This window comes from Nocardia cyriacigeorgica GUH-2 (assembly GCF_000284035.1).
GTDB lineage: Bacteria > Actinomycetota > Actinomycetes > Mycobacteriales > Mycobacteriaceae > Nocardia > Nocardia cyriacigeorgica_B.
The window spans coordinates 5899861-5913250 of sequence record NC_016887.1; the positions used below are offsets into that span (position 1 = coordinate 5899861).

Below are 13390 nucleotides of genomic sequence, written 5' to 3' on the forward strand. Positions count from 1 at the left end.
AACTGACAGCACGCGCCTGCTGTTAATCTGACGGCTCACGACAGCGATCGGAGTCGACCATGAGCACCCTGCGCCACGACCGTTTCGGCAGCGGCGAACCGCTGGTCCTGGTGCACGGCGTCGGCAGTCGCCGGCAGGTGTGGGAGCCGATGATTCCGGCGCTGGCCGACACCTTCGAGGTGATCACGGTCGATCTGCCCGGTTTCGGCGAATCGGCGCCGCTGCCGCACACCACCGTCACCACGCTCGCCGACGCGCTCGCCGAGTTCCTGGCCGAAGAAGGGATCGAGCGCCCGCACCTCGCGGGGAATTCGATGGGCGGCGGCATCTCGCTCGCCCTCGGCGCCCGCGGACTGGCTCGCTCGGTGACGGCCTATTCGCCGATCGGTTTCTGGGATACCGCGGGCCGGATCTGGTGCCAGCAGTCGCTGGGCAAGTCGAAGGCCATCGGCAACCGCCTGCGGCCCGCGCTGCGCACGGTGCTCGGCACCGCGGCCGGCCGGACCGCCTTCCTGGGCCTGGTCATCGGCAAGCCGTGGGCCCTGGACACCGAGATCGCGGTCGCCACCGCTCTCGGCGCCATGGACGCCCCCGCCTTCGACGACGCCCTCGCCTCCTTCACCGACTTCCGCCTGCCCGATCCGAGCGCACTGACCGATCTCCCGGTGACCATCGCATGGGGCAACCGCGACATCCTGCTCACCTACGCCACCCAGGCCCGCCGCGCCAGGGCGCTACTGCCGGGCGCCGAGCACATCACCCTGCGCGGCAGCGGCCACACACCCACCTACGACGATCCCGAGGGCTGCGCGCGGGTGCTGCTGGACCGGCTCGCCTGACCGGCCGCCGCCTCCCCCTGCGAGGCGACGGCCGGACTCGACGCTAGTGGGTCAGCGCCCCTGCCACTGCGGCTCGCGCTTCTGCGCGAAGGCCAGCGCGCCCTCGGCGGCGTCCTTGGAGAACAGCGCGGGCAGCGCCACCTCGCCCTGTTTGGCGAAGGCTTCGGCGGTGCTCCAGTCCGGGGATTCGTCGATGATCCGCTTGCTCGCCGCGACCGCCAGCGGTGCCGCGGCCGCGATCTCGGCGGCCAGTTCGAGTGCGGTGTCGAGCGCGCCGCCCGGTTCGGTGACCCGGTTGACCAGGCCGAGTTGATACAGCCGCTCGGCGCTGATCCGGCCGCCGGTCAGCGCCAGCTCGGCCGCGGTGCTGCGCGGTAGGCGCTGGGTCAGCCGCAAGACACCGCCGCCCGCCGCGACCAGGCCGCGCTTGACCTCCGGAATGCCGAACTGCGCGTCCCGGGCGGCGACGATCAGATCGCCGGACAGGGCCAGCTCGAAACCACCGGCCAGCGCGAAGCCTTCGACCGCCGCGATCATCGGCTTGGCAGGCGGTTTGGCCGCGATACCCAGCGGACCGCGATGCGGAGTCATCGGCATTTCCCCGCGCGAGGCGGCGACCAGATCCATTCCGGCACTGAAGGTGCCGCCTGCGCCGGTGAGGACCAGCACCCGGGCTTGCACATCGGCCTCGAACGCGTCCACGGCCGCCTCGATGGCCTGCGCCGTGGCCAGATCGATGGCATTGCGCGCTTCGGGGCGGTTCACGGTCAGCACGGTGATCGCATCACGCCGTTCGACCAGCACCAGATCGGTCATGGGATGTCCTCTCGATGGGCAGCACCTGGCCGTCATCGGATCGTCGACGACCACCGGGATCGACACTATGCGAGGCGGGCCACGCGTGACCCGGCTTCGGTTCGCTCTCCCGCTCAGCGAACCGGCGCCCGGGACCAGTGCGGCCCCGAGTCCTCGAAAGCGCCCCACGGCCGAACTTACCGCAGAGTAAGATAATGCCATGGGCTCACACATCGCGGTGCGATTCGAGGGCGAACGCGCCTACGTCACGCTGAACCGGCCGGACAAGCACAACGGCCTCACCATCGAGATGCTGCGCGATCTGATCGAGGCCGCGGATACCGTGGCGAAGCGGCGCGAGGTGCGCGCGGTCATCCTGTCCGGCAACGGGCCCAGCTTCAGCAGCGGCCTCGATATCGCCAAGGCCACCGGCGATCCGCTGGCCATCGTGCGCAATTTCGTCCCGCTGCCGTGGCGCGGCACCAACACCTTCCAGGAAGCGTGCTGGGCGTGGCGGCGGTTGCCGGTGCCGGTGATCGCCGTCGTGCACGGCCGCTGCTTCGGCGGCGGTCTGCAACTGGCCTTGGCCGCCGACTTCCGTTTCGCCACCCCCGATTCCGAATACTCAATCATGGAGGCCAAATACGGCCTGATCCCGGACATGACCGGCACCGCGACGCTGGCCCGGCTGGTCAGCGCCGATCAGGCCCTGCTGCTCGCCATGACTGCCGACATCGTCGACGCCGCGCACGCCGCCCGCATCGGCCTGGTCACCGAGCTCAGCGCGGATCCACTGGCCGAGGCCGAGAAACTCGCCGATCGGATCGCGGCCCGTCCGCCCGAGGCCGTCGCCGCCGCCAAGCGCCTGATCGACCGCACCTGGCAGGCCTCGGCCCGCCGCGCCTTCGCACTCGAGCGTGCCGCGCAGTTGCCGCTGATCATCCGGCGGGCGTTGGGATCGGGTGGAAAAACACCGAAATAGTTTTGGGGGATCGGCCGGTCGAAGGCGCAACCCCCCAATTCTGGGGATTTCACTGCTAGCATTTCCGACGATTTGCCAGCCAGTCGAAATGTGGTGCACGACACACGCGTGCGTTCCGTGGATCGAGGCCCATTTCGGCGCGACCCCGGAGGCCCGACCCAGTGCGCAGAACCGCGTCCCTCCTGATGTCCGCGCTCGCGGGCGCCTCGGCCCTGCTCCTCACCGCGACTACCCCGGCTACGGCAAACCCAAACGCCATCAACCCGATCCCGGTGCTCAACGGCACCAACGGCCTGCCCAACCTGCCCGGGCGCACCCAGGCCGTGTTCCAGGTGACGGGCATGGCCAGCCCGAACGTCACCCAGAACTACAACGTGCTCGGCACCGACCTCGGCATCATGTGGGACAACGGGCACGGCGAGATGCTCACCGCCTTCGGTGACACCGCCGGCCTCGGCTTCCCGAACCTGCTGGCGGGCAGCATGTGGGCCTGGCGCAGCAACATTCTGGTGCGCAGCCACACCAAGGACCCCTCCGGCGGCATCTACTTCGACAGCGTGGTGCGCGATGTCTTCGGCCAGGCCCGGGATCTGATTCCGAGCCCGAAGATTCCGTTCCTGGAGATCAGCCGCATCCCCACCGCGGGCATCTCGGTGGGCGGCGTGCAGTACATGAGCACCATGTCGGTCAAGACCTGGGACGCGCCCGGCGAATGGACCACCAACTTCTCCGGCCTGGCCGCCTCCGCCGACAACGGCGAGACCTGGGCCGATCTCACCGCGACCCGGCGGCCGAATGAGGGCGGTAACGCCAACTTCCAGATGAACGCCTTCCTGAAGGACGGCGGCTTCGTCTACGTCTACGGCACGCCGTCCGGCCGCAACAACGCCGCCTACGTCTCCCGGGTGCGCGAACCCGATATGCAGAACCTCGGCGCCTACGAGTACTGGGACGGCAGCAGCTGGGTGCGCGATGTGAACAAGGCCGCGCCGATCATGCACGGCGTCGGCGAGCTGTCGGTGATGTACAACGACTATCTCGGCCAGTTCATCTCGCTCACCACCGACCCGTGGAACTCGGTCGTCATGCGCCGCGCGTCCTCGCCGGTGGGCCCGTGGAGCCCGCCCGAGGTGCTGATCGACACCCGCGCCCTGCCCACCGCGTACGCGCCGTCGATCTTCCCGTACCAGACCGGCAGCGATCTGTACTTCCTGACGACGGTGCACAGCCAGTACAACGTGCTGTTGATGCGCACGCGGCTGTAGATTCCGGTTCCGCTGTCACGGTGCCCCGCGCCTGATCGCGCGGGGCATCGGCATGTTCGGGCCTGCCCGAGGCGGATTCGGCGGATGTCACGGCGACCGCGCAAGTCCGAGCGGCGCGTCTTGACCTGAACAATGGTTGATGTACGAGCCTGGTCCCACGCACGATCGACCAGGAGGACGTCATGACCGCTCGAGTGGACTCGGATATCACCGAAGTGCAGCAGTGGCTGCGGGCCCGCGCCCAGCCGGTGCGCACCGAATCCGACGCCGTCGGAGCCGATCTCGATCCGCTGACCGCGCGGCTCGCCGAGGCGACGGTGGTCGGGCTCGGCGAGTCGACCCGGTTCTCCCGCCAGACGTTCGGAGTGCGCGAGCGCATCTTCCGAACCCTGGTGCTACAGCACGGTTTCCGCGCGCTGGCGATTCAGGACGGTGCCCGATCCGGCGAGCGGCTCGACGCGTATGTGCGCACCGGTCAGGGTGATCCGGTCGCAGCGCTCGGCGGGGCCTGGCGGCCGTGGCGGACCGCGCAGATGGTGGCCGCCCTCGACTGGATCCGGGACTTCAACGAACAACATCCCGACGACCCCGTGACGGTGTTCGGCATCGAACCGCCGGCCGCCGAACCCACCGACTACGACGTGGTGCTCGACCACGTCGGCCGGGATTCCCCGGAGGCGCTGGCGCAGCTGCGATCCCATCTCGATCCGATCCGCACCGCGCACCGCATCGACGAGCATGTGCAGCGTCATCGGGGCATCCATCCCGGCCGCCCGTTCGTCGACCACGCCCGCGACGCCCTGCGATTGCTGGAGCAACTGCCCGCCGTCCCCGACGACATCGCCGCGCGCATGCGCATGATCGTCGATTTCCATCAGCACAGCGTCGCCGGACAGGGCGGGTTCGCCAGGGATGAACGCCGGTCGGCGGAGACCATCATCGAGCGGCAGCGGCGCACCGGCGCCAAGATCGTCTACTGGGACGGGCTCGGCCACACCGCGGCCTCGAGCGCGGGAGTCGGGCGCACCGACCAGGCACAATTCCGGGGTGCGGGCGTCCATCTGCGGGCCGAGTTCGGCGAGCGGTACAGCTCCGTCGCGATCGGCTTCCACCACGGCGACCTCGGCCTCGCGATCGTACCGGACCCCGCGCCGGATCTGCTCGACGCGCAACTGGGAGCCGTCGACCTGCCCGCCTTCGCTGTCGATCTGCACGGCGACGCACCCGAACAGGTCGACCGGTGGCGGCGCGGTCCGGCGAAACTGCGCACGATCAGCGGAATCTACGACCCGGCCAAGGACGACGAAGCGTTCGTCGAGGTCGGCTCGCTCACCGATGCCTTCGACATGCTGATCCACATCCGCGCGACGACCCCCGTCGACTGGCTGCCGGAGTTCGACGCCTGACCTCATAGGCGTCAATACACTGGCCCTCATGGACGCGGCCGAATGGGATGCGCGGTACGCGCAGGGTGAATTGGTGTGGGGCGCACCGCCGAACAGCACGGTGGTTGAGCATGTGTTCGGCCTGGATCGGGTGATGCCGCTGCACCCGGACCCCGACGGCGTCGTCCCCGATCTGCCGCGCGCCCTCGATCTGGCCTGCGGGGAAGGGCGCAACGCGCTGTGGCTGGCCACCCATGGCTGGCGGGTGCACGCGGTGGATTTCTCGCAGGTCGGCATCGATAAGGGGCGTACGGTCGCGAGCCGGTTGTCGCGTTCGGTCCGGGAACGGCTCACCTGGCAGTGCGCCGACCTCACCGACTTCGCGGACACCGGGATCACCGGCCCGTACGAACTGGTGCTGATGGTGTTCCTGCATCTGCCCGCCGCTCAGCGCCGCCCGCTGGTGCGGGAGGTGGCGCAGCTGCTCAGCCCCGGCGCGACCCTGCTGGTGCTCGGCCACGACAGCACCAACCTCACCGACGGCTACGGCGGCCCCCAAGACCCGGACATCCTGTTCACACCCGACGACATCGTCACCGATCTGGCCGGTCTACCGGATATCCACATCCGCGTCGCCGACCGCATCCAGCGCCCCACCGAGGGCCGCGACGCGATCGACGCCCTCGTCATCGCCACCCGCGCCCACCTCGATCCGGAGCCTGCGCCGCCGGCCGAGTGAGCGGCGGCACCCATTACGGCCCGCCGCTCCACCGCCGCAACCAGGCACCCGCCGTCTCACCGATGACGTCGAACCCGGCCCGGAAAGAATGCGGCTGACCAGGGATGACGCACACCTCCGCGGCGTCGCCGGGGTCCGGGATCCCGAACGGATCGCTCCCACCGTTGATCACCACGACCTCGATCGCACCGGGCGCGAGCAGCTCCTCGCGCCGGGATTTCTCCGGTTTCCCCGGCGGATGCAACGGGAACGACAGGGCGATCACCCCGCGCGCGCCGACCTCGACGGCGGTCCGGCACGTCACCCGCGCCCCGTTACTGCGCCCACCCTGGATGAGCGGCAGTTTCTTGCCCGCGCGCCGGCGCACGGCGTCCACGATCTCCACCCAGGCGGCGTCCTGCTTCACCGCCGACCCGGGTGCGCGTCCGCCCGCGACCCGGTAGGGCTGCGTCACCAGACCGACCGCCCCGCCTTCGGCCAGTGCCGAATCGCGAACAGCCAGAATGTCTTTGGCATCGACGCCGCCACCGGCGCCATGAGTCAGCAGCAGCAGGAAGGTCGCCGCGCGCGGCTTGCGCAGCTGCACCTCGGCGGGCCCGGCACTCGTCTCGATCCGCACACCTCACAGTAACCGCAGGTCAGCTGCCAGCCCCGGGCCCGGTGGCGGGCGGCGTGTTCATCGCGTCACATTGGCGGTTTTCGTCTTTGCGACCGCCTTACTGGCCGGTAATATGGCGAATAAGTTACCCGCGAGTAGCATGCGGAAAACCGGTATGGCTACCCGGAGGCGACAACGGGCGGGAACGGCAGAACAACCGACCGCACCAACTCGATGGAGAGTGAGTAGCAGACATGGGCCATTACAAGAGCAACGTCCGCGACCTGGAGTTCAACCTCTTCGAGGTGCTCGGCATCGGTTCGCTGCTGGACAGCGGCGCCTACGGTGACCTGGACACCGACACCGTGAAGGAAATGCTGAACGAGGTCCGGCGCCTGGCCGAGGGCCCGCTGGCCGAATCCTTCGTCGACGGCGACCGCAACCCGCCGGTCTTCGACCCGGAGACCCACACCGTCACTCTCCCCGAGTCGTTCAAGAAGTCCTACCGCGCCCTCGAAGACGGCGAGTGGGCCAAGGTCCCGGTCCGCGAAGAGCTCGGTGGCCTCGGCGCCCCCAGCGTCGTCGGCTGGGCCCTCGGCGAGATGATCCTCGGCGCCAACCCGCCCGCGCAGATGTACGCCGCCGGCGCCGGTTTCGCGCAGGTGTTCTACAACAACGGCACCGATGAGCAGAAGAAGTGGGCCCAGATCATCGCCGAGCGCAACTGGGGCGCCACCATGGTGCTGACCGAGCCCGACGCGGGCTCCGACGTCGGCGCCGGCCGCACCAAGGCCATCAAGCAGGAGGACGGCTCCTGGCACATCGAGGGCGTCAAGCGCTTCATCACCTCCGGTGATTCCGACGACCTGTTCGAAAACATCATGCACCTTGTGCTGGCCCGCCCCGAGGGCGCCGGCCCGGGCACCAAGGGCCTGTCGCTGTTCTACGTCCCGAAGTGGCACTTCGACTTCGAGACCCAGACCAAGGGCGACCGCAACGGCGTGTTCGTCACCAACGTCGAGCACAAGATGGGCATCAAGGTCTCGGCCACCTGTGAGGTCACCTTCGGTGGCCACGGCATCCCCGCCAAGGGCTGGCTGGTCGGCGAGGTGCACAACGGCATCGCGCAGATGTTCGACGTCATCGAGAACGCGCGCATGATGGTCGGCACCAAGGCCATCGCGACCCTGTCGACCGGTTACCTGAACGCCCTGGCCTACGCCAAGGAGCGGGTGCAGGGTGCCGACCTGACCCAGATGACCGACAAGACCGCCCCGCGCGTCACCATCACCCACCACCCGGATGTGCGTCGCTCGCTGGCCATGCAGAAGGCCTACGCCGAGGGCCTGCGCGCGATCTACCTCTACACCGCCGCGCACCAGAACGAGGACATCGCCGAGCTGGTCTCGGGTGCGGACAAGGACACCGCGTTCCGCGTCAACGATCTGCTGCTGCCGATCGTCAAGGGTGTCGGTTCCGAGCGCGCCTACCAGTACCTGACCGAATCGCTGCAGACCTTCGGTGGCTCCGGCTTCCTGCAGGACTACCCGATCGAGCAGTACATCCGCGACGCCAAGATCGACTCGCTCTACGAGGGCACCACCGCCATCCAAGCGCAGGACTTCTTCTTCCGCAAGATCGCCCGCGACCGCGGTGTGGCCCTGGCGCACGTGGCCGGCCAGATCCAGAAGTTCATCGACTCCGAGGCGGGCAACGGCCGGCTGAAGGGCGAGCGCAAGCTGCTGGCCACCGCGCTCGAGGACGTACAGGCCATGGCCGCCACCCTCACCGGGCACCTGATGGGCGCCCAGGAGCAGCCGACCGAGCTGTACAAGGTCGGTCTGGGTTCGGTGCGCTTCCTGATGGCCGTGGGCGACCTGCTCATCGGCTGGCAGCTGCTGCGTCAGGCCGAGGTGGCCGGCTCCAAGCTGGACGAGGGCGCCACCGGTGCCGACGAGGCGTTCTACAAGGGCAAGGTCGGCGTCGCGCAGTTCTTCGCCCGCAACGTCCTGCCGGAGCTCACCTCCACCCGCACCGTGCTGTCGAACCTGGACAACGACATCATGGAGCTCGACGAGGCCGCCTTCTGAGGCAGCGCACCCGAGCGATAACAGCATGATCGAAGCGGCCCGGATTCGTCCGGGCCGCTTCGCTGTATCTGGCAGCTGCCGGTCGTCCCGGTTAAGGTTCTCTTGCGTTCGGAACAGGTGGGATCTGGCCAGGAGGAAACGTTGAAGCTGAACCGGTCGTTGGCCGCGCTCGCTCGCGCCGGGGCGGTGGGTGCGGTGTGTTCGATGGTTCTGGCGGGGCCCGCCATCGCGGACCCGAACAATGTCAATCCGATTCCCGGCCTGAACGGTCAGCCGCGCGGACTGCCCGCACTGCCGGGGCCGACGCAGGCCGTCTTCCAAGTCACCGGGATGGACAGCCCGAACCGGACGCAGAACGTCAACGTGCTCGGCACCGACCTGGGCATCATGTGGGACGACGGGCGAGGCGGGATGATCACCGCCTTCGGCGACAGCGCCGGGCTCGGCGTGCCGAATCTGCTCGCGGGCAGCGTCTGGGCGTGGACCAGCAATGTGCTGTTCCGCAGCCACGACCCGAACCCGGCGGACGGCATCATGTTCGACGGCGTGGTGCCCAATCCGCTGCCCAGCCCGAAGATTCCGGGTATCGAGATCAGCCTCATCCCCACGGCGGGCATCTCCGTGGGCGGGGTGCAGTACATGTCCATGATGTCGGTGCGGCACTGGGGTGATCACGGCAAGTGGGAGACCAATTTCGCCACTTTGGCCGTCTCCGGTGACGGCGGCCAGACCTGGGCTCAGCTGCCCACCACCCGCCGCGCGAATGTCGACGGCTTCGAGAAGTTCCAGCAGAACGCCTTCGTCAAGAGCGGGGGCTACGTCTACAAGTACGGCACCCCGGCCGGTCGCGACCACGCCGGATACATCTCCCGGGTGAAAGAGCACGAGATCGCGAATCTCGATGCCTACGAGTACTGGGATGGCCACGGCTGGAAACCCAACGACGCCAAGGCCGCCGCGCCCATTGTCGGTGGGGTCGCCGAACTGTCGGTGCAGTGGAACGACCACCTCGGCCACTACGTCATGCTCACCACCGACCCCGCCAACTCGGTGGTCCTGCGCACCGCGCCTGCCCCGGAAGGCCCGTGGAGCCCGCCCCGCACCCTGATCGAGGCCGCCGCCCTCCCCACCGCCTACGCGCCGATGATCTACCCCTATCAGACCGGTAGCGACCTGTACTTCCTGCTCACCGTGCACAACCAGTACAACGTCATCCTGATGCGCACGCCGCTGTAGTTCGCCCACCCGGGCCGGTTCATGTGCCGGCTCCCAGTCCGGGCATGGCGCTTCCGGCCGCACCCGGTCAGGTATGCCATACTCTGCCCGCGGTACCGATTGCCTTTCGCTCCAATGCATTCGAAGGGCAGGGGTAACGAATGTGCGACGACTCGGTGTAGCGATACGCCGAGGTAGGGATCGGCGCCTATCGTTTCCCTTCTCGGTAGGCAAGTTGTGCGCAATGTGGACATCCGGCGCGGCAGAGGCGTAATTCAGCACACTCTGGCGTGCCGGTTTCGTGGTTTCTGGCGGAAGCGGTGAGGGGACATGATCGAACAGCGCTACACGATCGGCGAATACGTGCGCGAGCGGCGGCATTCGGTGGGAATGAGCTGCGGCGAAATGGCGGTGCGGGCACGGATTCCGCGGACGATCGCCGAGGAGGTGGAAAGCGGTGCGCGCGAACCCAGTTCGCAAACCTTGACGCAACTGTTCGACGCCTTGCAGGTTCCGGTGTGGTTCCGCGGGCATATCAGCACCCTGACCCGGCCGGATTACCTGCCCAGCGGGATCGGCGCCGTACCGGACACGCCCACGCCCGATGATCTGGCGGATCTGCGCAGCCTGACCCACCCGGCGTGTTTCCAGGTATTGCCGACCTTCGATATCGTCGCCGCCAATTCCGCGTATCAGCGGTGGTTTCCCGGCGTGGAGGCCGGGACCAACGCGCTGGAATGGATGTTCCTGAATCCGGCCGCGAAGGCGGTGCTACCCGACTGGCAGGCCGAGGCGCGACTGCTGGTCAACGCGTTCCGGGTGCTGTCACCCGGGCTCGCCGACGACAAGCGGATCGCCGAGATCGCCGACCGCTGCTCCCGGACACCGGAATGGGATCAGCTGTGGGCGGCGCCGCTGCGGCCCGACGAGCTGCACCGGGATCGGGTACTGGTGCGCGATCCCGTCACGCGACGTCAGCGCGGGATGATCGCGCGCATCTACGCGCCGGAGTTCCCGATGCGGCCGTGGATGCTGTACCGGCTGGTGCCCGGCGCCGGGCGCTGATCGCCCACGCCGGGCAGCGCGGCCCGCTACTCACATTTGACGATCGGGATCGGATCGTATTTCACGGTCCGCGTGGTTCGCGAAATCTCTTTACCGGTCGCGATATCGGTGATCACCCGGGTGTCGCTGACGGTGAAACCGTCGGCGCCCTCGGTCGCGATGCAGCCGTCGCCCTTGGGCAACGTGATGGTCTTGGGTTTCGTGGGTTTGGTGCGCTCGCCGGTGATGGATTCCACCTCGACGGTCTTGGTGCCCCAGATCCGCACCGTCACTTCGGAATTGTTGGCGGTGGCTTCGATATAGACGCCGTTCGGTGTGTTGTTGCGGAAACTCAGATCGATGGCGCCGTCGAAGACCGTCGCTTCCCGGGCCGCCGGATACCGCGAGATGTAATAGCTGTGCTCGGTGTGGCCGGCGTCTTCCAGGCCGGCGAAATAGGCGGCGTTGTAGAGGGTGGTGGCGAACTGGCTGATCCCGCCGCCGACCGCTTTGCTCGGTCGGCCGTGATCGATGATGCCGGATTCGACATAACCCTCCGCGATGCCGCGCGGACCGGTGAACTCGTTGAGTGAGAAGGTTTCTCCGGGTTTCACCACCGCGCCGTTGACCTCGCGGGCGACGGTGCGGATATTCACCCCGGACGGTCCACTGAACCCGCTGGTGGTGAATTCGCCCATCGGCTCGACGATGCCGAGGCCTGCGGCCGCTTCGGTGGTCAGCTTCGGCTCGACCTTCTCGTAGACCGCCGGTGCGGTGCGCTGCGGCGCGGGCGCGGCCAGCAGGGTCGCGAGCGGTTCGAGGGTCTTCGGCCAATTGATCTTGTCGCCGACCACCGACGGCACCACGGTGGGCTTGCCGCCGGCGAGGGTGAAGGTCGCGTCCTTGGGTTCGACCTCGGACTCCTTCAGCTGCGGAGCCAGCAGGTCGGTGGCGACCTTCTGGTCGATGCGCGGGGTCAGGCCGCCGTGGCCGTCGGGCGCGAAGGACACGATGGTGGCGATCTGCTCGGGCGCCAGCTGGGCTTTGCCGCCCTTGCCGTCGAAGATCACCGGCGCCGACACCGCGGGCTGCGCGATCTGCTGCAACGCCTGATCGATCGCGTCCTGTCGCACGGCGACCGGCGCGGGCGCGACCGGCACGTTCAGCTGGGTGGCCGTGATCCAGTCGTGGACGAGGACCTCGCGCGCCGCCGCAGCGTCGAGCACCCGGCCCGGGACCGGGGCGACCGCCACCGGCTGCGCGTTCTCGAAGACGATGGTGCCCTCGACCGTCGGCCGGTCGTGCACCCGCAGGCCGTCGAGCGTGGTGTTCAGCGCCTGTTCGTCGACGGCGGTGGCAGCGTCCACGTTTTCGGTGCCGAACAGCGAGGTCAACCGGGTGACCGGGTTGAGCGGCTGCCCGCCGATCCGATCCCAGGTGCCGTCCCAGTCGACGCTCAGCCCCGCCGACCCCGGCACCAGCGTGGTCTGCACATCGCCGATCGTCACAGGCAGTTCCCGACCCGCCCGGCCGTCCAGTTCCGCGCGCAGTTTCGCATCGGCCGCGGCCTTGTCCATACCGCCGATCTCGACCCCGGCGACCACCACGCCACGCGGCACGTCGCCCGAACTCATCGCCAGATCGGCCACGTACCCGAGCAGCCCCAGGCCGAACAGCGCACCCACCGCGATCCCGATCTTGCGCGCCTTCGGCGACTGCATGATCTGCAGGAACTCCGGGCGCTTCTTCGACTCGTCCGCTTGCCGGGAAATCGGGCGCCGCTCACCCGGGGCGCGCGGAGCCGGCGGACGAAGAGACTCGTCGTCGGCCGATCCGTGCTCCGCGCGGTTCGGCGCCGAGTAGGCGAGGTGTTCCTGCGCTCCCCCGTCGTGCCCTCCGGCGGCCACGCCCTGCCCGTCCCCGGACGGCGGCGCGAACCGCAGGGTCGACTCCTGGCCGTTGTCGCGCGCGCTACTGGTGGGCGGAACGGCACTCATGACCTCGGTCGGGGGATCCACGGGCTGCCCGGGGGCCCGGGCGCCGCTGAACCCATCAGCGGACCGACTCGTCGCACTCGCCACATCATCGGACCGACCGGGGCGACCGCGCCCGATCGGTGCATCGGCAGACGGGCCGGGGTAGCCGGCGCCGTTCGATGCCTCCATCGGCAGGCCGAGGTGAGGCACACCATCCGGAGAATCAGCGGATGGACCGGGCCGACCGGCGGCGCTCGAAGAGCCCGCACCAGCGCCGGGTCCGCCGGCCGCCGCACCGGCGGCAGGGCCGGGACGCCCGGGCCTGTTCCTGCCGGCGTGCTCAACGGGCAGGGCGTCGGTCTCGGCGGTTTGGTCGGCCGGACGGGAGGAGGGGACAGCCGGGGCGGGCGGGACGGGGAGCCGCTGCGTCAGGGGTTCCTGGGGCGACGAATCCACGGGCCG

At 68.8% G+C, this 13390-nt stretch carries 11 protein-coding genes; 8 read left to right on the forward strand and 3 right to left on the reverse strand.

The genetic code is table 11. The features are described 5' to 3' along the window. Positions 1-59 precede the first annotated feature (59 nt). Positions 60-839, forward strand: a complete 780-nt coding sequence (locus NOCYR_RS26520) for an alpha/beta fold hydrolase (protein ID WP_014353498.1) — start codon at positions 60-62, stop codon at positions 837-839. A gap of 51 nt (positions 840-890) precedes the next feature. Here the strand turns inward: NOCYR_RS26520 and NOCYR_RS26525 are convergent, their stop codons facing one another. Then, positions 891-1655 carry a crotonase/enoyl-CoA hydratase family protein gene (locus NOCYR_RS26525; RefSeq protein WP_014353499.1) on the reverse strand — a complete coding sequence of 255 codons (765 nt, stop codon included), beginning with the start codon at positions 1653-1655 and terminating at the stop codon, positions 891-893. Positions 1656-1854: 199 nt separating this feature from the next. Here NOCYR_RS26525 and NOCYR_RS26530 point away from each other — a divergent pair, with 199 nt between their 5' ends. The 4 genes from NOCYR_RS26530 to NOCYR_RS26545 all read left to right on the forward strand — a co-directional run bounded on the left by NOCYR_RS26530 (position 1855) and on the right by NOCYR_RS26545 (position 6005). Further along, positions 1855-2616: a crotonase/enoyl-CoA hydratase family protein gene (locus tag NOCYR_RS26530; RefSeq protein ID WP_014353500.1), complete on the forward strand. Its 762-nt coding sequence runs from the start codon at positions 1855-1857 to the stop codon at positions 2614-2616. A 185-nt stretch (positions 2617-2801) separates the two neighbouring features. Then, the gene (locus NOCYR_RS26535; RefSeq protein WP_175587286.1) at positions 2802-3881 is read left to right on the forward strand and encodes a DUF4185 domain-containing protein; all 1080 of its coding nucleotides are present in this window, start codon (positions 2802-2804) and stop codon (positions 3879-3881) included. A 182-nt stretch (positions 3882-4063) separates the two neighbouring features. Further along, complete coding sequence (locus NOCYR_RS26540; RefSeq protein ID WP_014353502.1) at positions 4064-5287, forward strand: erythromycin esterase family protein; 1224 nt, start codon at positions 4064-4066, stop codon at positions 5285-5287. A gap of 28 nt (positions 5288-5315) precedes the next feature. After that, the gene (locus tag NOCYR_RS26545) at positions 5316-6005 is read left to right on the forward strand and encodes a class I SAM-dependent methyltransferase (protein ID WP_014353503.1); all 690 of its coding nucleotides are present in this window, start codon (positions 5316-5318) and stop codon (positions 6003-6005) included. Between the two features lie 13 nt (positions 6006-6018). On the opposite strand, the gene NOCYR_RS26550 is transcribed toward NOCYR_RS26545, so the two are convergent. Beyond that, positions 6019-6624: an alpha/beta family hydrolase gene (locus NOCYR_RS26550; protein ID WP_014353504.1), complete on the reverse strand. Its 606-nt coding sequence runs from the start codon at positions 6622-6624 to the stop codon at positions 6019-6021. Positions 6625-6857: 233 nt separating this feature from the next. Between NOCYR_RS26550 and NOCYR_RS26555 the strand changes: the two genes are divergently transcribed. The 3 genes from NOCYR_RS26555 (at position 6858) to NOCYR_RS26565 (ending at position 10973) form a co-directional block, all read left to right on the forward strand. Then, positions 6858-8693 carry an acyl-CoA dehydrogenase gene (locus NOCYR_RS26555; protein ID WP_014353505.1) on the forward strand — a complete coding sequence of 612 codons (1836 nt, stop codon included), beginning with the start codon at positions 6858-6860 and terminating at the stop codon, positions 8691-8693. Between the two features lie 147 nt (positions 8694-8840). Further along, positions 8841-9929 carry a DUF4185 domain-containing protein gene (locus tag NOCYR_RS26560; RefSeq protein WP_048834471.1) on the forward strand — a complete coding sequence of 363 codons (1089 nt, stop codon included), beginning with the start codon at positions 8841-8843 and terminating at the stop codon, positions 9927-9929. Positions 9930-10238: 309 nt separating this feature from the next. Then, positions 10239-10973 carry a helix-turn-helix domain-containing protein gene (locus NOCYR_RS26565; RefSeq protein WP_014353507.1) on the forward strand — a complete coding sequence of 245 codons (735 nt, stop codon included), beginning with the start codon at positions 10239-10241 and terminating at the stop codon, positions 10971-10973. A 26-nt stretch (positions 10974-10999) separates the two neighbouring features. Here the strand turns inward: NOCYR_RS26565 and NOCYR_RS26570 are convergent, their stop codons facing one another. Then, on the reverse strand, positions 11000-12949 hold the full coding sequence (locus NOCYR_RS26570; RefSeq protein ID WP_231855996.1) for a VanW family protein: 1950 nt from the start codon (positions 12947-12949) through the stop codon (positions 11000-11002). Positions 12950-13390 lie beyond the last annotated feature (441 nt).